The 18,606-nt window shown below is 74.8% G+C and carries 13 protein-coding genes and 1 pseudogene; 10 read left to right on the forward strand and 4 right to left on the reverse strand.

Features of this window, described 5'->3' with window-relative positions; translation table 11 throughout:
- Positions 1 to 60: 60 nt before the first annotated feature.
- From fdxA to O7603_RS25920, 5 genes are all read left to right on the forward strand, one after another.
- Positions 61 to 387, forward strand: a complete 327-nt coding sequence (gene fdxA / locus O7603_RS25900) for a ferredoxin (RefSeq protein WP_007464872.1) — start codon at positions 61 to 63, stop codon at positions 385 to 387.
- Complete coding sequence (gene dapC, locus O7603_RS25905) at positions 384 to 1,493, forward strand: succinyldiaminopimelate transaminase (protein WP_281576812.1); 1,110 nt, start codon at positions 384 to 386, stop codon at positions 1,491 to 1,493. The genes fdxA and dapC overlap by 4 nt, the downstream gene beginning before the upstream one ends.
- Before the next feature lie 145 nt (positions 1,494 to 1,638).
- On the forward strand, positions 1,639 to 2,670 hold the full coding sequence (locus O7603_RS25910; RefSeq protein ID WP_281572355.1) for a prephenate dehydrogenase/arogenate dehydrogenase family protein: 1,032 nt from the start codon (positions 1,639 to 1,641) through the stop codon (positions 2,668 to 2,670).
- 54 nt (positions 2,671 to 2,724) lie between these two features.
- Complete coding sequence (locus O7603_RS25915) at positions 2,725 to 3,360, forward strand: SIMPL domain-containing protein (protein WP_281572356.1); 636 nt, start codon at positions 2,725 to 2,727, stop codon at positions 3,358 to 3,360.
- On the forward strand, positions 3,360 to 4,007 hold the full coding sequence (locus tag O7603_RS25920) for a nucleoside/nucleotide kinase family protein (RefSeq protein ID WP_281572357.1): 648 nt from the start codon (positions 3,360 to 3,362) through the stop codon (positions 4,005 to 4,007). Before O7603_RS25915 ends, O7603_RS25920 begins: the two co-directional genes overlap by 1 nt.
- Here O7603_RS25920 and O7603_RS25925 read toward each other — a convergent pair.
- A complete protein-coding gene (locus O7603_RS25925; RefSeq protein WP_281572358.1) occupies positions 3,984 to 6,617 on the reverse strand; it encodes a hypothetical protein in 2,634 nt (877 codons plus the stop codon). The two genes, O7603_RS25920 and O7603_RS25925, sit on opposite strands and share 24 nt — an antisense overlap.
- A gap of 102 nt (positions 6,618 to 6,719) precedes the next feature.
- Positions 6,720 to 7,277, reverse strand: a complete 558-nt coding sequence (locus O7603_RS25930; RefSeq protein ID WP_281572359.1) for a sugar O-acetyltransferase — start codon at positions 7,275 to 7,277, stop codon at positions 6,720 to 6,722.
- Between the two features lie 140 nt (positions 7,278 to 7,417).
- Here O7603_RS25930 and O7603_RS25935 point away from each other — a divergent pair, with 140 nt between their 5' ends.
- Positions 7,418 to 10,756 carry a S8 family serine peptidase gene (locus O7603_RS25935; protein ID WP_281572360.1) on the forward strand — a complete coding sequence of 1,113 codons (3,339 nt, stop codon included), beginning with the start codon at positions 7,418 to 7,420 and terminating at the stop codon, positions 10,754 to 10,756.
- Positions 10,757 to 10,810: 54 nt separating this feature from the next.
- Here the strand turns inward: O7603_RS25935 and dapD are convergent, their stop codons facing one another.
- The gene (gene dapD, locus O7603_RS25940) at positions 10,811 to 11,770 is read right to left on the reverse strand and encodes a 2,3,4,5-tetrahydropyridine-2,6-dicarboxylate N-succinyltransferase (RefSeq protein WP_281572361.1); all 960 of its coding nucleotides are present in this window, start codon (positions 11,768 to 11,770) and stop codon (positions 10,811 to 10,813) included.
- A 79-nt stretch (positions 11,771 to 11,849) separates the two neighbouring features.
- Between dapD and dapE the strand changes: the two genes are divergently transcribed.
- Complete coding sequence (gene dapE / locus O7603_RS25945; RefSeq protein ID WP_281572362.1) at positions 11,850 to 12,923, forward strand: succinyl-diaminopimelate desuccinylase; 1,074 nt, start codon at positions 11,850 to 11,852, stop codon at positions 12,921 to 12,923.
- Between the two features lie 125 nt (positions 12,924 to 13,048).
- Here the strand turns inward: dapE and O7603_RS25950 are convergent, their stop codons facing one another.
- A complete protein-coding gene (locus O7603_RS25950; RefSeq protein WP_281572363.1) occupies positions 13,049 to 13,222 on the reverse strand; it encodes a hypothetical protein in 174 nt (57 codons plus the stop codon).
- A gap of 153 nt (positions 13,223 to 13,375) precedes the next feature.
- On the opposite strand from O7603_RS25950, the pseudogene O7603_RS25955 reads away from it, so the two are divergent.
- The 3 genes and pseudogenes from O7603_RS25955 to O7603_RS25965 all read left to right on the forward strand — a co-directional run.
- Positions 13,376 to 14,206, forward strand: a pseudogene (locus O7603_RS25955) (TIGR00730 family Rossman fold protein); the annotation flags it as partial.
- A gap of 189 nt (positions 14,207 to 14,395) precedes the next feature.
- The gene (locus O7603_RS25960; RefSeq protein WP_281572364.1) at positions 14,396 to 14,941 is read left to right on the forward strand and encodes a TIGR00730 family Rossman fold protein; all 546 of its coding nucleotides are present in this window, start codon (positions 14,396 to 14,398) and stop codon (positions 14,939 to 14,941) included.
- Positions 14,942 to 15,087: 146 nt separating this feature from the next.
- Positions 15,088 to 18,570 carry an ATP-dependent DNA helicase gene (locus tag O7603_RS25965; protein ID WP_281572365.1) on the forward strand — a complete coding sequence of 1,161 codons (3,483 nt, stop codon included), beginning with the start codon at positions 15,088 to 15,090 and terminating at the stop codon, positions 18,568 to 18,570.
- The last annotated feature ends 36 nt before the right edge of the window (positions 18,571 to 18,606 follow it).

Raw genomic sequence — 18,606 nt, forward strand, 5'->3', positions numbered from 1 at the left:
GAGATACTAGGCTCTTACCGTCGCGGGAGATCGCGGCGCGTCTTGCGGAGGAGAAGACCGGTGACCTACATCATCGCCGAGCCGTGCGTGGATGTGCTCGACAAGGCATGCATCGAGGAGTGCCCGGTCGACTGCATTTACGAGGGCAACCGGATGCTCTACATCCACCCCGACGAGTGCGTCGACTGTGGTGCCTGTGAGCCCGTGTGCCCGGTCGAGGCGATCTTCTACGAGGACGACGTCCCGGAGCAGTGGAAGGACTACACCGGCGCCAACTACGAGTTCTTCGAGGACCTGGGCTCGCCCGGCGGTGCCTCGAAGATCGGCAAGGTCGAGAAGGACGCGACCTTCGTCGCCGCGCAGCCGCCGCGCGGTGAGGGCCACTGAACCGGCCCGAGCCGGTCTCGGCACGGCTGCCCGAGTTCACCTGGGACACCCTGGACGCCGCGGCCGCCCTGGCCGCGGCGCATCCGGCGGGCCTGATCAACCTCTCGATGGGCACGCCGGTCGACCCGGTCCCGGACGTGATCCGGCAGGCGCTCGCTGACGCGTCCGACGCTCCCGGCTACCCGCTGACCGCCGGCACCCCGGCCCTGCGGGCGGCGATCGCGGCCTGGGTGGCCCGGGCCTGCGGCGCCGGGGTGGACGGTCTCGGCGTGCTGCCGAGCATCGGCTCCAAGGAGCTGGTCGCGTGGCTGCCCACGCTGCTCGGCATCGGGCCGGGCGACGTGGTGGTCATCCCGCAGATCTGCTATCCCACCTACGAGGACGGCGCCCGGCTGGCCGGCGCCACCGTCGTACGCACCGACTCGCTGACCGCGGTCGGCCCGACCTCGCGGGTCCGGCTGGTCTGGGTCAACTCGCCCGGCAACCCGACCGGTCGGGTGCTGCCCGCGACCCACCTGCGCAAGGTGGTGGACTGGGCCCGGGAGCGGGGCGCCGTGGTCGCCAGCGACGAGTGCTACCTGCCGCTGGGCTGGTCCGCCGAGCCGGTCTCGGTGCTGTCGCCCGAGGTCTGCGGCGGCACGTACGAGAACGTGCTGGCCCTGCACTCGCTCTCCAAGCGGTCCAACCTCGCCGGTTACCGGGCCGGCTTCGTCGCCGGTGACCAGGCGCTGGTGGCCGAGCTGCTGAAGGTGCGCAAGCACGCGGGGATGATCGTGCCCGCGCCGGTGCAGGCGGCGATGGTCGCCGCGCTCCAGGACGAGCAGCACGCCGACGCGCAGCGAGAGCGGTACCGCGTGCGCCGGGAGGCCCTGCACAGCGCGTTCACCGCGGCCGGTTTCACCGTCGAGCACTCGGAGGCGGGCCTCTACCTCTGGATGACCCGTGGTGAGGACTGCTGGAAGACGGTCGACTGGCTGGCCCGCCGGGGCATCCTGGTCGCCGCCGGCGCGTTCTACGGCCCGGCCGGCGGCCAGCACGTCCGCGTCGCGCTGACCGAGTCCGACGAGCACGTCGCCGCCGTCGCCGGACGGCTCGCCCAGCCCTGACACCGCGCCGCCGGCCGGGACAGCCCAGCCGGGGCGCGCGGAGGCACCCCGCGGCCCAGGGCCGACCAGGGCTGTGCGGGATATTGTCGGCCGGAACCGAGGCGGGGCAGGCGCTCCGCAACCAACGAGACGCCGAGGTACGCGGATGGTGGGCAGGACCGGTGCGCCGGCACGGGCCACGGTGATCGGCACCGGCCTGATCGGCGGCTCGATCCTGCTCCGGCTTCGCGCGGTCGGACTCGACGTGGCGGGTTGGGACCCGGAGCCGGCCACCCGGGCGGAGGCCCGCCACCAGGGCGTGGACGCTCCGGAGACGCTGGAGGCGGCGGTCGCCGGGCGGGACGTGGTGTTCCTCTGTGGCCCGCTGCCCACCCTGCCCGAGACGTTGCTACGGGTGGCCGAGCTGACCGGGCCCGCCTGTGTACTCACCGACGTGGGCAGCACCAAGGCGGAGCTGGCTGCGTTCGCGGTCCAGCACCGGCTTGCCGACCGGTTCGTCCCCGGGCACCCGATGGCCGGTGCCGACACGGCGGGGATCAAGGCCGCCACCCCGACGCTGCTGGGCTCCGCAGCGTGGGTGCTCTGCCCCACTCCCGGGGTCGCGATGTCCGCCTTCCGGTGGCTCGCCGGGCTGCTCGCGGACGTGTTCGCCGCCCGGGTCGTGCCCATGTCGCCGGAGGAGCATGACGCGGTGGTGGCGCTCTCCTCGCACCTGCCTCACCTGCTCGCCGGAGCGCTGGCCGGTGCGGTGCAGCGATCGGCCCTGCGGGACGCGGTACTGGCGCTCGCGGCCGGTAGCTTCCGCGACGGCACCCGGGTCGCCGGCCACCCGCCCGAGCGCACCGCGAACATGCTGCTGAGCAACCGCGAGCGAGTGCTGGGCGGGCTGGCAGGGATCCGCGCTTTCGTCGACGAGGTGGCCGCCGCGCTGCGGGATGGCGACGCCGCGACCCTCACCGCCCGGCACCGGGAGAGTCGGGCGGCCCGCGTGGCGCTGACGGGCCGCACGTTCGTGACGCGGCAACGGCGGTTCGCGGTCGACGCTGACGACGCCGCCGAGGTGGCTCACCTGCTGGCGCTGGGCGCGTCGGGCGGGCACCTCACCGGGTGCCGGGTCGCCCATGACGTCGTCACGTACGCGGAGGCGCTACCCGAGATCGGGTCGGGTCAGAGCTGACCAGCCCAGCAGGTGTGGGCCGCGCGGTGCTCGGCCCGCGACTAGGGTGAGGGCATGGTGGACGGGCCGGTCGTGACGGTGCGCGGTGAGGCGTACCGGGAGGTGGCGCCGGAGCTGGCCCGGTTCACGGTCACCGCGACCGCGCGCGACCGGGATCGCGAGGCCACCCTCACCCGGCTGGCCGAACGGGCCGCCGCCGTCCGGGTGCTGCTCGACGGCTACGGGCCGTCGATCGACCGCCGGGAGACCGGCGACCTGCGGGTGCGACCGGAGACCCGACGCGCCACCGAACGGGTGGTGGCCTGGCACGGCGCGGTCACCACCACCGTCACCGTCACCGACTTCACCGCCCTCGGCGACCTCATGCTGCGGCTCGCCGACCAGGACCAGGTCGAGGTGGCCGGGCCCTGGTGGTCGTTGCGGCCGGACAGCCCGGCCCACCGGGAGGCCCGGCACGCCGCGATCGCCGAGGCGATGTCGCGGGCCCGGGAGTACGCCGAAGCACTCGGTGCCCGGGTCACCGCCTTGATCGAGCTGGCCGACGTCGGGACCGAGCGGCCGATGATGGCCCGGATGGCGTACGCCGCGGCGGGCGGCGGCCCGCCGGAGCTCGAGCTCGATCCGCAGCCGCAGACCGTGCAGGCCGCCGTGCAGGGGCGGTTCGCGATCACCGAGCCGGTCCTCGACTGATGCCCGAGGCGCGGGTCCTCTCCGTCGACGACCTGGTGGACCGGGCGCGCACGCTGGCCGCGGCCGGGCCGCGCCAGTTGCTCGGCATCGCCGGCGCGCCCGGCGCCGGCAAGTCCACTCTGGCCGAGCGGATCGTCGCCGAGGTCGGGCCGGTCGCGCGGCTGGTGCCGATGGACGGCTTCCACCTCGCCCAGTCGGAGTTGTGGCGCCTCGGTCGGGTCGGCCGCAAGGGCGCGGCCGACACCTTCGACGCCAACGGCTTCGTCAGTCTGCTGCGCCGACTGCATCGGCTGGAGCCCACGTCGGTCTACGCGCCGGTGTTCCGCCGCGACCTGGAGGAGCCGATCGCCGGAGCGATCGAGGTGCCGCCGGAGGTGCGACTGGTGGTGACCGAGGGCAACTACCTGCTGCTGCCGGACGAGCCGTGGGACGAGGTCCGGGCGCTGCTGCACGAGGCCTGGTTCCTCGACCTGGACGCGCAGCTGCGGCTGCGCCGGCTCACCGCTCGGCACGAGGCGTACGGGCGGACGCCGGCCGAGGCGCGGGCCTGGGCGCTCGGCAGCGACGAGACCAACGCGACCCTGGTGTCGGGCACCGCCAATCGGGCGGACCTGGTCCTCCGGCTAGCCGACCCGCTGCCGGGGTGACGGCACGCCGCGCCGGAGCAGCCGGGCCACCTGGGCCCGCTCGTGCTGGAACTCGGGGGCGTCCGGGTAGCCGCTGTGGCTGCGGATCGGTGGGTCGGCCACCTCGCCTCCGCTGGGGTGCAGCGCCTCCGGATCCCGCACGGCGAGGTCCCGCTCGCCCGCGTTGACCGCCCAGCCGAGCGGGTCGGTGTCCCGCCAGAAGTTGGTCCAGCCGGTCCAGCCGTTCGGCATGGTCAGGGCCCCGGCGAGCGCCGGCAGCCGGTCCGGCCCGAAGTACGCCGGGAAGACCCGCCCGTACAGTCGGGTCAGCTGGCAGCCGTACGAGAAGAACCAGATCCGCCGCCGCCACCGGGCCGGCAACTGGAGAATCACCGCCGCGCAGATCACGGTGCCCTGGCTGTGCCCGGACAGGATGATGCCGTCCATCCGGCGTGGGTCGTGTTCGGTGAGCGCCAGCAGCCCGGCGATCCGGGTCTGCAACTCGGGCACGGCCCGCTCCGCGTAGCTGGGCGGCGCGAGCGGATGCGCGGCGCGCGGCCAGAACGTGCCCACGTCCCAGATCACCCCGACGGTCCGCCGCACGGTGTCGTTGCGGTAGACCAGCGCGCCGATCGCGGCCACCAGCACCGGTAGCCAGCCGAGCATCGAGTCCCCGACGTCGGTGACCACCTTCACCACGGCCGCTCCCTCGGCGGCGTCGACCGGGTGCGGGCGGGTACGGGACAGCGCGGCGGCGCAGCCGACGGAGACCAGTGCGGTGGCGGCCACCGCGTAGCACCCGACCAGCCGGATCGCGTGCTCGCCGATCAGCCGGTGCAGGGCGCGGAAGGCGCTGACGTCGCGGCAGCGCCGCAGGTCGTGCGGGGAGAGGTTGTTCCCGGGCGGCACCAGCTCGGCGTACGCGCTGCGGCGCAGCCCGAGGAAGAGCAGGGCGGCCCGCGCGAGCGTGACCGCGAGGGCGAACAGGGCGACGGCGAATGCGAGCCCGGCCCACATCACCGGGATCGGTGGGATGACCGTGGACCGGCCGCTCGGCGTGGCCCCGTTGTTGAGCCGGTCGGTCACCCAGTAGAGCAGCCCCGCGCAGTTGGAGACGCAGAGCACCCAGCCGGAGCCGGCGATCACGGCCGGTCCACGGCTGCCCCAGGCCAGGTCGGTGTGCGGCTCCAGCGGCTGGACCCCGTCCGCCGCGCGGGTGCGGGGCAGCGCCAGCCCGACCGCGGCGACCGCGACGGCGGGCACCGCGAGCATCCACATCGCCAGTGGCTCGGGCGCCCGGGGCGCCAGGGGCAGCCAGCCGCCGACCCAGACCGCGCCGACGACGAGCAGGAGTCCCGCGGCGAGCGGCGGGACCAGGGCCCGCCGACCGGACCGGGCGACCGCGCCGATGGCGATCAACAGCAGCAGCTGGCCGGTGCCCGTCCAGGCGATGATCCAGTCGTACCCGGGCAGTGAGCGGTCGGCGAGGCAGCCCGGCGCCCCGGGGTCGTGGGCGCAGCCCGGCGGCGGCCGCAGCTCGGCCAGCGGAGTCCCGGCCGGCCCGTCGGGCAGCAGCAGCAGGACGACGGTGCCGGTCACGCCGAGGGCGGCGAGCGCGGCGACGGCGACGCTCCACGGGCCGAGCGGGGTGGCGCCGGCCCGGCGGGTCAGGTACGGCCGGCTGAGCCCCACCACGGCGATCACCAGGACGGCGCCGCACACCACGACCGTGGGCCAGGCGACGGCGGCGCGAACACCCCGGGGCGGGTCCATCGCCAGCACGGTGCCCAGCGGCACGGCCGCCGCGACCGCCGCGCCGGTGCACAGGTGCAGCACGGCCGCCCGACGCAGCTGCCCCTCCCCGCACCAGAAGGTGCGGTCCTCCAGGGGGTTGGTCGGGTCCGGCGGCGGCTCGGGCTGCGGGGGCGGCTCCTCCGGCGGTTGGGCGACCGGGGGCGCCGCGTCCGTGGGCGCCGCGGCCGGCGAGCGGAGGAAGAGGCTCGTGCCCGGGTCGGCGGGCATCTCGGCCTCGTACTGGTAGGTGCGCCAGGAGACCAGCGCCAGCACCGCCAGCAGGCCCAGGGGGACGAGGAGCCCGACCGCGAGCGCGTGCGCCCCCTCGCTCCACCAGCCGTGACCGAGGAACTCCCACGGCCCGGGGATCCGGCCCAGGCAGTCGTCGTCCACGCACTGCCAGCCGATCAGGTCCACCCCGATCCCGGTCACCGCGAGGACCACGGTGCCGGTCAGGCTCAGGCAGAAGAGCCGGATCAGCCAGGCGGTGATCCCGGACCGGCTGGCCCAGCGTTCCTGGTCCGGGTCGGGCGGTATGCCGGGCCGGGCGTGCAGCGCGACGTTCGCCAGGGTGAAGGGCAGCAGCAGCGTCCACAGCGCGCGTTCCACGTCCCGCGCGGTCCGCGCACCGGAGGTCAACTGCCCCCAGCTGTACGCCTCGACCACGAGCGGATCGTCCGGCCCGGCCGGGGCGCGGTAGAAGCCGGTCACCGCGCCGCCGGCGACCTGTCGTGGCCGGGGCGGGTCGCCGGCCGGGTCCGGGGGCAGGCCGAGGAGCTGATCCGGGGGCGTGTTCGACACCCCGTGCACCCGAAGCTCCAGCACCCGACCGGCCATTCCGCCTCCCGGTGAAGACGTCACTACCCACAGTGCCGGACAGTGAGCCGTCCCGCCATCGGTCGAAAGAGCCGTTCGAGCAGGTGAGGGCCTTGATCGTGATTACTCGACCGGGCGGGTCGGGCGGGCTGGGTTGCCGAGCGCGACCACGTCGGGTGGTAGGTCGCGGGTCACCACGGCACCGGCCCCGATGACTGTGTTCGCGCCGACCGTGACGCCGGCGAGCACGATGGCGCCGCCGCCGAGCCAGACGTTGTCGCCGATGGTGATCGGTTTCGCCGCCTCCCACTTCGCCCGCCGGGGCTCGGGCTCGACCGGGTGGGTCGCGGTGAGCAGTTGGACGTTCGGTCCGACCTGGACGTCGGCGCCGAGGGTGATCGGTGCGACGTCGAGGAAGACCGCGTTGTAGTTGACGAAGCTGCGCGGACCGATCCGGATGTGGTAGCCGTGGTCGCAGTAGAAGGGTGGCCGGACCCAGGTCTCCTCGCCCACCTCGCCGAGGAGGTCGCGCAGTGCCGCGAGGCGGGCTTGCGGGTCGGCGGCAGGGCTGGTGTTGAAGCGTTCCATCAGCCGGGCGGCGCGGTCGAGGTCGGCCGCGATCTCGGGGTCGTCGGCCTGGTAGAGCTCGCCGGCGAGCATGCGCTCCTTCATGGACGTCACCGGCCGATCATGCCGGCCGCCCGGGAACCTCCGCCGGCGACTCCGTCAGTTTTCCGACTTCCTTGTACATACCGGATATGCAATCCTGACGGCTGTCAATGTCTCTCCCGTTGGTAATGACGCTCCACGAGGAGGATCCGTTGCACGGAATCAGGAAACTGTCCGGCGCCGGGGTCGCGCTCGCTCTGGTGCTGGCCGCCCCGGCGGTCGCCACCGCGGCTCCGCCGGCCGCGCCCGCCGCCGCTACCGGCGCCCCGTCCGCGTCGCCGACCAGTCGCACGACCACGACCGTCACGCTGCTCAGCGGCGACCGGGTGACCGTCACCGCGTCCGGGGGTGCCAGCGTGCGCCCCGCGCCCGGGCGGGAGCACATCCGCTTCCTGACCTCGCGGCAGCGGGGCCAGCTGACGGTCGTGCCGCGGGACGCGCTGCCGCTGATCCACGCCGGGCGGGTCGACAGGCGGCTCTTCGACGTCAGCGGCCTGATCGCCGTCGGCTACGACGACGCCCGGCGTGACCACCTGCCGGTCCTGTTCACCCCGTCGTCGTCCGGGGCCGCGCGGCGCGCCACCGCCCCGGCCGGCGTGACGGTCACCCGTGACCTGCCCGCGATCGGCGGGTTCGCCGGCACCGCGGCCAAGCAGCGGACCGCCGACGTCTGGGCGGCGCTCACCGGCCGGGCCGGTGCCCGGGTCGACACGGCGGAGGATGTCGACCGGATCTGGCTCGACGGCCGGCGGCAGGTCACTCTCGATCACAGCGTCCCGCAGATCGGCGCGCCGGCCGCTCACCGGGCCGGCTACACCGGGCGGGGCGTCCGGGTCGCGGTGCTGGACACCGGGGTCGACGCCGGCCACCCCGATCTGGCCGGTCGGGTGGCCGAGGCGCGCAACTTCACCGAGGAGTCCGCGCCGGGCGACGTGGTCGGGCACGGGACGCACGTCGCCTCGATCATCGCCGGCAGCGGCGCCGCCTCGGGTGGGCGTTACCGGGGGGTCGCACCCGACGCGACCCTGCTCTCCGGCAAGGTGTGTGAGGTCTTCGGCTGCACCGACTCGGCGATCCTCGCCGGCATGCAGTGGGCCGCCGTCGAGCAGAACGCCGACGTGATCAACTTCAGCATCGGCGGCACCGACACGCCGGAGGTCGACCCGGTCGAGGAGGCGGTGAACCGCCTCACCGCGCAGACCGGCGCGCTCTTCGTCGTATCCGCCGGCAACGACGGTGGTTTCGCCCCGGTCAGCTCGCCGGCCACCGCCGACGCGGCGCTCGCCGTCGGCGCCGTGGACCGGGACGACGCTCTCGCCGACTTCTCCAGCCGGGGGCCGCGGACCGGTGACGACGCGCTCAAGCCGGACCTCACCGCGCCGGGCGTCGAGATCGTCGCGGCTCGGGCCGCGGACGGCGTGATCGGCGACCCGGCGGGGGAGGGGTACGTCTCGCTCTCCGGCACCTCGATGGCCGCCCCGCACGTGACCGGCGCGGTCGCGCTCCTCGCCCAGCAGCACACCGGGTGGGTGGCCGGGCAGCTCAAGGCCACCCTGATGGCGTCGGCGAAGCCGCACCCGGAGCAGACCGCGTACGAGCAGGGGGCCGGCCGGGTCGACGTGGCACGGGCGATCACCCAGACCGTCACCAGTGACCCGGCGAGTGTCTCCTTCGGTCGGGCGATCTGGCCGCACCACGACGACACCCCGGTCACCCGCCAGGTGACCTGGCGCAACGACGGCCCGGTCCCGGTCACCCTCGACCTCGCCGTGGAGGCCACCGGGCCGGCCGGCACGCCCGCCCCGGCCGGGATGTTCGGCCTCAGCGCCAACCGGATCACCGTGCCGGCCGGCGGGGCGGCGACCGCCGAGGTCACCGCCGACACCCGGACCGGTGGTGCGGACGGGCACTACACCGGCCGGATCGTCGCCCGCTCCGGCGACGCCGTCGCGGTCACCCCGTTCGCCGTGCACCAGGAGGTGGAGAGCTACACGCTGACCGTCCGGCACCTGGACGAGTCCGGGGCGGTCACCGGTGACTACTTCACCACGCTCGCCGGGCTGGAGAGCTTCGGCACCCACGACGTGTACGACCCGGACGGGACCGCCGAGCTGCGGCTGCCGAAGGGGCGGTATGGCCTGTCCAGCTTCCTGTACAGCGGAAACGAGGAGGATTTCCGGACCGCGCTGATCGCCCGCCCCGAGCTGGTGTTCGACCGGGACACGGTGCTCACGGTCGACGCCCGGCAGGCGAAGCCGGTCCGGACGACGGTGCCGGACCGCACAGCCACCCCGGTGCTGGTCGACGTCGGGGCGAACTTCGTCGCCGACGACGGCAGCTCCTACGGCTTCACCATGCTGGGCTTCGACTTCGCCGGGCTGTCCACCGGCCAGCTCGGCCCGGCCGGTTCGGCGGAGAGTTTCCTCGGCACCGTGAGCAGCCAGTGGGCCGACCGGGAGGCGGCCAGCAGCCCGTACCTCTACGCGCTCAGCGAGGGCTTCCCCGGCCGGCTGCCGGCCGGCTTCGACCGGCACTACCGAAGCCGTGACCTGGCCACCGTCACCCACCGGTTCCGCGGCGGCTACCCCGGGCTGGAGACCGAGCGGGTGGTCTTCCCGCACCTGGAGCCGGACGTGGGCGGCTGGGCGGCGGTGCTGCGGACGGCGGTGCCGGGGCAGCGGGTCGAGCACTACAACACCCGCGGCGTGCGCTGGTCCTCGGAGCTGGCCTTCGGCGTACGGAGCGAGGACGGGTGGCTGGACGCGCGGGCGGTGCTGGTCGGCGAGGCCCGGTCCCACCGGGCCGGGCGGCACCAGCGGGAGGACTGGAACGCCGCCCCGTACGGGCCGTCCTTCCCGGCGCCGCGGTGGCCGGGGCAGGGCATCACCCGCACGGGTGACGTGATCATGGTCGACGTGCCGTTGCACAGCGACGCCGCGGGCCACGCCGGCGGATCGCTCCCGGACAGCGCCCGGACCGCCCTCTACCGGAACGGCACCCTGGTCGGGGAGAACGCCGAGCCGGGGTACGGCGCGTTCGAGGTGCCGCCGGGCGCCGCCGGCTACCGGCTGGAGACGGTGACGAAGCGGAGCTTCACCGACCTGAGCACCGAGGTCGGCGTGGCCTGGACGTTCCGCTCCCGGCACGTCTCCGGCGACGACTTCGCCCGGCTTCCCGCGATGGCGGTCCGTTTCGCGCCGCCGCTGGACGTGGCCAACACCGCGCCGGCCGGCCGGAGCTTCAGCATCCCGGTCCGGGTGGAGCGGCAGCCGGGTGCGCCGGCGGCCCGGGTGGCCGCGCTCACCGTCGAGGTCTCCTACGACGGCGGAACGACCTGGCAGCGGGCTCTGGTCCGCCCCGGCCACGACGGCTGGACGGCCAGCGTGCGGCACCCGGCCGGCGCCGGGTACGCGTCGCTGCGGGCCACGGCGCGGGACACCGCGGGCAACACGGTGACCCAGCACGTGATCCAGGCGTACCGGCTGCGTTGAGGCGTACTCCCACCGGGTCCGCGGCCCACGGGGCGCGGACCCGGCGGGGCGCGGTCAGTCGTTGGCGTGCAGCGCCGCGTTCAGTTCGATGCCGCGGCCCGTCCGCGGCCTCGCCTCCAGCGCGCCGGTGACCGAGTTGCGCCAGAAGAGCAGGCCGGGCACCCCGGACAGCTCGCGGCCCTTGACCACCCGGCCGTCCGGAAGTGTGATCTTGGACGCGGCCGTGATGTAGCAACCGGCCTCGACCACGCAGTCGTCGCCGAGCGAGATGCCGACGCCGGCGTTCGCGCCGACCAGGCTGCGCTCGCCGATGCTGATCTTCTCGGTGCCGCCGCCGGACAGGGTGCCCATGATCGAGGCGCCGCCACCGATGTCCGAGCCGTCACCGACCAGCACGCCCTGCACGATCCGCCCCTCGACCATCGAGGTGCCGACGGTGCCGGCGTTGAAGTTCACGAAGCCCTCGTGCATCACGGTCGTGCCCGCGGCGAGGTGCGCGCCGAGCCGGACCCGGTCCGCGTCGGCGATCCGCACTCCGGACGGGACCACGTAGTCGGTCATCCGGGGGAACTTGTCCACCCCGTAGACGGCGAGGTGCCGGCCGGCCGTGCGCTCGATCACCCGCAGCTCGTCCACCCGCTCCGGCGGGCACGGCCCGGCCGACGTCCAGGCCACGTTCGCGAGCTTGCCGAAGATGCCGTCGAGGTTGACCTCGTTGGGCCGGACCAGGCGGTGGGAGAGCAGGTGCAGCCGGAGGTACGCGTCCGCGGCGTCCTTGATCGGGTCGTCCAGCGAGCCGATCACGGTGACCACCTCGACGGCGCGCAGCCCGGGCAGCGCGCGCTCGCCGACCGCGCCCGGCGGCAGGTCGAGCACGTCCGCCTTCTCCTCGCCCGACACCAGGGGCAGCTCGCCGAGCCCCAGCTTGCCGGTCGGGTACCAGGTGTCGAGCACCTGGTCGTCGGCGGTGACGGTGGCCAGGCCGATGCCCCAGGCGGATTGTGCGGACGTCACTGCTTCACCTCTCGTTCGCGGCTGTGACGGCGGACGCTCGCTCCTCGCCCCCACCGCGTCTGACGGTACCGTGCGAACCATGGAGAACCCGCTGACCCCCGAGGTCCTCGCCGATCCGGTGGCGTTGACCCGCGCCCTCGTCGACATAGAGTCCGTGTCCCTCAACGAGAAGGCGATCGCCGACTGCGTCGAGGAGGTGCTGCGGGGTGTGCCGCACCTGACCACGTTCCGGCACGGCAACACGGTGATGGCGCGGACGGAGCTGGGGCGGGCGCAGCGGGTGGTGCTGGCCGGGCACCTCGACACCGTGCCGCTGAACAACAACTTCCCGTCGACCATGCGCGGTGACCTCATGTACGGCTGCGGCACCTCGGACATGAAGTCCGGCGTCGCGTACGCCCTGCACCTGGCGGTGACGTTGCCCGAACCGCGCTACGACGTCACGTACTTCTTCTACGAGGCGGAGGAGATCGAGTCGAAGTACAATGGGCTGTACCTGGTCGGCGAGGCGCACCCGGACTGGCTCGGGGCGGACTTCGCGGTGCTGCTCGAGCCGACGTACGGCGTCGTCGAGGCCGGCTGCCAGGGGACGATGCGGGCGATCGTCTCCACCACCGGCGTCCGGGCCCACTCGGCGCGCTCCTGGCGGGGGGTCAACGCCATCCACGCCGCCGGCGAGGTGCTCCGCCGGCTCCAGGCGTACGAGGCGCGGCGGGTCACCATCGACGGCTGCGACTACCGCGAGGGCATGAACGCGGTCCGGATCCACGGCGGGGTCGCCGGCAACGTTGTCCCGGACCGGTGCGAGATCGAGGTCAACTACCGGTTCGCGCCCGATCGCACGCCCGCCGAGGCGGAGGCGCACCTGCGGGAGATGTTCGACGGCTTCGAGTTGGCCGTGACCGACGCGGCGGCCGGCGCTCTGCCCGGGCTGGAGGCGGCCCCGGCGAAGGAGTTCCTGGCCGCCGTGGGCGCCACCCCGATCGGCAAGCTGGGCTGGACCGACGTGGCCCGGTTCGCGGCGCTGGGCATCCCGGCGCTGAACTTCGGCCCCGGCGACCCCAACCTGGCGCACCACCCGGACGAGCACGTCGAGATCAGCAAGATCCGCGACGGAGCGGCCACCCTCCACCGCTGGCTCGCCCCGGCCTGACGGCGAACATGATCAAGAGGTTTGCGTCGGTCGGGTCGTGCCCGGTGACGCAAACCTCTTGATCGATGGTCGTGGCCGGCGCAGGCCGGCGGGGTGGTCGTGGCCGGCGCAGGCCGGCGGGGTGGTCAGATCGAGGCGCTGAAGGACGCGTCGGCGGCCGGCCGGGCCTCGGTGGGATCGCCGGCGGCCTCGCCACCGGTCGGTTCCATCTGGCGGGCGCGGCGGCGCTCGGCCACCACGTCGCGGATCCGCCGCTGCATCTGTCGCCGGATCCGGATCATCTCGCTGTTGCTGATCACGCTGGCTCCTCCCCCGAAGGCGCGCGCCCGGGCATACCCGGTATGTGAATAGTAAGACGTACGGGCGACCGAATTAGTTGCCCAAGATCGCGAACTATTTCTCGGCGTCGTCTCCCGCGTACCCGGCCGGTGCGGCTCCACTACGGTGGCTGCATGAGCCAGAGCAACGGGCGGGAGGCGGGTCGGGCCCCCGGACGAGAACGGCACCGCGGCGCGGTCACCCTGCGCCGTCAGGCGATCCCGGGGAGCACCGCCGACCAACGGCTGCTCGACTCGCGGGGGCGGGGCGACTGGAAGACCAAGGACGCCTGGCGGGCGCTGCGGATCCTCTCCGAGTTCGTCGAGGGCTTCGACACCCTCGCCGACCTGCCCCCGGCGGTCAGCGTCTTCGGCTCGGCCCGCAGCGGACCGGAGAGCGCCGAGTGCCGGATGGCCGAGGATCTGGGCGGCGCCCTGGCGCGGGCCGGCTACGCCGTCATCACCGGCGGCGGCCCGGGCGTGATGGAGGCGGCCAACCGGGGCGCCAGCGAGGCGGGCGGGCTCTCTGTCGGGCTGGGCATCGAACTCCCCTTCGAGCAGGGCATCAACGACTGGGTCGACCTCGCCATCGACTTCCGCTACTTCTTCGCCCGCAAGACGATGTTCGTCAAGTACGCCCAGGCGTTCGTGGTGCTGCCCGGCGGGTTCGGCACCATGGACGAGCTGTTCGAGGCGCTGACCCTGGTGCAGACCGGCAAGGTCACCCGGTTCCCGGTGGTGCTGATGGGCGTGGACTACTGGCGCGGGCTGCTCGACTGGCTCCGCGACACGATGGCCGTCGGCGGCAAGATCGGGCCGGTCGACCTGGAGCTGATCTGCCTGACCGACGACGTGAACGCCGCGGTGCGGCACATCGTCGAGGCCGAGGCGGCGCTCTCCGCCGAGCAGGACGCGGTCCGCGAGGAGGCGGTCGCCCGGCTCGGCGCCGACCAGCGAGCCGCCGCCGCGCAGCACGCGCTCGCCGACCGGCGGGAGGCGGCTTCGTCGTCGGCGGAGCGGGCTTCGTCGTCGGCGGAGCCGGGCGAGGCGGGCGACGCCGGCCAGGGCGGACCGGGTGGCGGTGGGGCGGACCGGACCGGGCCGGCCGACCTGGCCGAGCGGATCGACGCCGGCGAGGCGGGGGAGGGCTGAGCGGTGGCGGCGATCTGCGTCTTCTGCGCCTCCTCCCGTACGCTCGACCGGCGCTGGCTCGACCTGGCCGCCGACACCGGCGCGGAGATCGCCCGGCGCGGGCACACCCTGGTCAGCGGCGGCGGCTGCGTCGGGATGATGGGCGCCCTGGTGGACGGCGCACGGGCAGCGGGCGGGCGAACGGTGGGCGTCATCCCGCAGGCGCTGGTCGACCTGGAGGTCGCCGACCTGAAGTCGGACGAGTTGCTGATCACCGACTCGATGGCCAGCCGCAAGACCATGATGATCGACAAGTCGGACGCGTTCCTCACCCTGCCGGGCGGGCTGGGCACGTTGGACGAGCTGTTCGAGGTCTGGACCACCGCGACCCTCGCGCTGCACGGCAAGCCGATGGTGCTGGTGGACTCGGGCGGCTTCTACCGGCCGCTGCTGGACTGGCTCGCCGCCCTCACCGACCAGCACTTCCTCAAGCCGGCCGGCGTCGACCTGCTCACCGTCGTCGACTCCGTTCCCGCCGCCCTGGACATCCTGGAATCCCACCTGACCTGACCCGGCCACCCCCCGATGCCTCCCGTTGATCATGAAGTTGTTGCCCGGTCCGTCGGCGTGTCGTGCCGACAACTTCATGATCACCGGAGTAAGGGGGTGGGGCGGGGTGTGTGGGGGATGTCGTACGGGCGTGGTGGGATGAGCTGATGCAGGCGTACCGGTTGGTGCGTCGGCCCACGGGGCCGACCGACGGGCTTGGCCGGCCCTCGGGGCCGACCGACGGGGCCGGGCGGCCCCGAGGGTCGGCCGGGGGTGGATCGTCCACCGGGGAGCCACGCGGTGCCGAGGGGTCGGCGTGGCAGGTCGACGCCGTGCAGGCGGAGGTGGTCGGGCACACCGACGGGCCGATGCTGGTCGTCGGCGGTCCGGGTACCGGCAAGACCGGCACCCTGGTCGAGGCGGTGGCCGCGCGGGTGGCCGAGGGGGTCGACCCGGAGCGCATCCTGGTGCTGACCTTCAGCCGGCGGGGCGCCAGCTCGCTGCGCCACCGGATCGAGGGCCGGGTGGCCCGCGACGGCCACCGGGTGCTCCGTGAGCCGCTGGTGCGCACCTTCCCGGCGTACGCCTTCGGGCTGCTCCGGCGCGCCGCGGCCGAGCGGGGCGAGCCGTCGCCCCGGCTGCTCACCGGTCCCGAGCAGGATCTGATCATCCGTGAGCTGCTGGACGTGGTCGGCGAGGAGCCGGCGGACGACCCGGTCGGCTGGCCGGAGGATCTGCGGCCCGCGCTGCGCACCCGGGCCTTCGCCGCCCAGCTGCGCGACCTGCTGATGCGCGCCGCCGAGCGGGGTGTCGGCCCGGTCGAACTTGCCCGGCTCGGCGAGAAGCTCGGCCGCGCCGACTGGCCGGCCGCCGCGCGCTTCCTCCGGGAGTACGTGGCAGTGCTGGCGCTGCGTGACGTGAGCAACCGGGGCTCGATCGCGTACGACCCGGCGGAGCTGGTGCGGGCCGCCACCGGGCTGCTCCGCGACGACGAGGAGCTGCTGGCGGCCGAGCGTCGCCGGCTGGCCCATGTCTACGTCGACGAGCTGGCCGACACCGACCCGGCCCAGCTCGACCTGCTCGCGGTGGTGGCCGGCGGGGGCAAGCCGCTGGTCGCCTTCGCCGACCCCGACTCCTCCACGTACGCCTTCCGCGGCGCCGACCCGGCCGGGGTGACCACGTTCCCGCACCGGTTCCGGACGGCCTCCGGCGCGCCGGCGGCACAGGTGCTGTTGACCACCTCCTACCGGGCCGGCCCGCGACTGCTGGCCGCGACCGGCCGGGTGGCCCGTCGGCTGCGCGGCCCGGCGGCGCACCGCCGGCTGCGCCCATTGCCCGACGTGTCGCCCGGCGCCGTCGAGGTGCACACCTTCCGGTCGGCGACGAGCGAGGCCGCCTGGCTGGCACACGCGCTGCGTTCCGCGCACCTGCTCGACGGAGTGCCCTGGTCGGAGATGGCGGTGCTGCTCCGCTCGACGGCGCTCCAGTTGCCCACCCTGCGACGGGCGCTGCACGCGGCCGGCGTGCCGACCGTGGTGCACGGCGAGGACCTGCCGCTGCACCTGCAGCCGGCGGTCGCGCCGCTGCTGCTCCTGCTGCGCTGCGCACTGGAGCCGGATCGGCTCGACGAGGAGGCCGCCGTCGCGCTGCTGCACTCACCGCTCGGCGGCGCCGACCCGCTGGCCGAGCGGCGGCTGCGCCAGGGGCTGCGCGCCCTCGCGCTGGCCGGCGGCGACCGGCGCCCATCGGGAGAGCTGATCATCGAGGCGCTGCGGGATCCGGCCGAGCTGGCCGGCATCGAGCGGCGCTGGGCCGAGCCGGCGCAGGCGGTGGCCGGGCTGCTGGCCGTCACCCGGGAGGCGGCCGCCCGCCCGGGAGCCACTGCCGAGGACGTGCTCTGGGCGCTCTGGCAGGCCAGCGGGCTGGCCGAGAAGTGGGCCGGGGCGATCGGCCGGGGTCGGCCGGTGGCCGGCGAGGGCGACCTCGCGGGGCGGCGCCGGGCCGAGGCCGCCGACCGGGACCTCGACGCGGTGATGGTGCTCTTCGACGCGGCGGCCCGGTTCACCGACCGGCTGCCCGGCGCCCGCACCGAGGTCTTCCTCGACCACGTGCTCGGGCAGGACCTGCCGGCCGACACGCTCGCCCCGACCGCCGACCGGGGCGACGCGGTCCGCCTGCTCACCGCGCACGCCGCCAAGGGCCTCGAGTGGGACCTGGTCGCCGTGGCCGGGGTCCAGGAGGGCATCTGGCCGGACCTGCGACTCCGCGGCAGCCTGCTCGGCTCCGAGCGACTGGTCGACGTGCTCGCCGGGCGGGCCGTCGGCGCCGGCGCGGTGGCCACCGTGGTCGGCCAGACCTCGGCCCTGCTGGACGAGGAGCGGCGGCTGTTCCACGTCGCGGTGACCCGGGCCCGGCGGCGGCTGCTGGTCAGCGCGGTGGCCTCCGCCGCCGTCGGCGGCGACGACCACGAGGAGCAGCCGAGCCGGTTCCTGCACGAACTCGGGCCCACCGAGCCGCCCACCCCGGCCGGTGGCGAGCCGACACCGCCCGAGCCGCGCCCCGGCCCGGACGGCGGCCCGGTGGACGGCGACGACGATGGGGACGGCGGGGACGGCCCGGCCCGCCCCGGTGCGCTGCCGCTCACCCGCCCGCCCCGGGCGCTCACCCTGCCGGCGCTGGTCGCCGAGCTGCGTACGGCGGTCGTCGACCCGGCGGCCCCGTACGCCCGGCGGCGCGCCGCGGCGGCCGAGCTGGCCCGGCTGGCCGCCGCCGGGGTGCCCGGCGCGCACCCGGACGACTGGTGGGGGCTGCGAGGGCTCTCCGACGACCGCCCGCTGGTGGACGAGGGGGAACCGGTCCGGGTGACCCCGTCGGCGATGGAGAGCGCGCTGCGGTGCAGCCTGCGCTGGCTGCTGGAGCGGCACGGTGGCAGCGCTCCGGCCAGCACCGCGCAGGGAGTGGGCAACCTGGTGCACGCCGCCGCGATGCTGGCCGAGGACGCCAGCGCCGACCGGGGTGCGCTGCTCGACTACGTGGCGGCCCGGTTCGACGCGATCGAGCTGGCCGCCCGCTGGATGGCCGGCCCGGAGCGGTCCCGTGCCGAGGCGATGGTCGACAAGCTGCTGCGCTGGCTGGCCAGCAACCCGCGCCGGCTGCTCGCCATCGAGCACGAGTTCGCCGTCCGGCTGGACGACCCGCACCGGCCGGTCGAGTTGACCGGTCGGGTGGACCGGCTGGAGGTCGACGCGGACGGGCGGCTCGTGGTGGTCGACCTGAAGACCGGCAAGTCCACCGCCGTGACCGGCAGCGATCTGGCGGAGCATCCGCAGTTGGGCGCCTACCAGGCGGCCGTCGAGGCGGGGGCGTTCGAGGAGTTCGGCGACGAGTCCGGGGGCGCGGCGCTGGTGCAGCTCGGCACGACGGCCAAGGACGCGAAGGAGCAGAGCCAACCACCGGCCGGCGAGGGGCCGGAGGCCGGCTGGGCGACCGCCCTGGTCCGGCGTACCGCCGATACGATGGCCGCCGCGACGTTCGCCGCGGTCGCGAACTCGAAGTGCCGGGTCTGCCCGGTGCGGACCAGCTGCCCGGTCTCCGGGCAGGGCCGCCAGGTCGTCGAGCCGCCGGCCGTCCGCCGTCCAGACCAGCCCTAGGACCAGGACCGTGAGCGCGAGGAGTGAGCTTGCGAG

Source organism: Micromonospora sp. WMMD812 (genome assembly GCF_027497215.1).
Lineage (GTDB): Bacteria > Actinomycetota > Actinomycetes > Mycobacteriales > Micromonosporaceae > Micromonospora.

Coding starts and splice junctions, on each gene's coding strand:
- O7603_RS25910 (WP_281572355.1), top strand. CDS start 1,639: ATGGTGGGCAGGACCGGTGCGCCGGCACGGGCCACGGTGATCGGCACC.
- O7603_RS25915 (WP_281572356.1), top strand. CDS start 2,725: ATGGTGGACGGGCCGGTCGTGACGGTGCGCGGTGAGGCGTACCGGGAG.
- O7603_RS25920 (WP_281572357.1), top strand. CDS start 3,360: ATGCCCGAGGCGCGGGTCCTCTCCGTCGACGACCTGGTGGACCGGGCG.
- O7603_RS25925 (WP_281572358.1), bottom strand. CDS start 6,617: ATGGCCGGTCGGGTGCTGGAGCTTCGGGTGCACGGGGTGTCGAACACG.
- dapE (WP_281572362.1), top strand. CDS start 11,850: ATGGAGAACCCGCTGACCCCCGAGGTCCTCGCCGATCCGGTGGCGTTG.
- O7603_RS25965 (WP_281572365.1), top strand. CDS start 15,088: ATGCAGGCGTACCGGTTGGTGCGTCGGCCCACGGGGCCGACCGACGGG.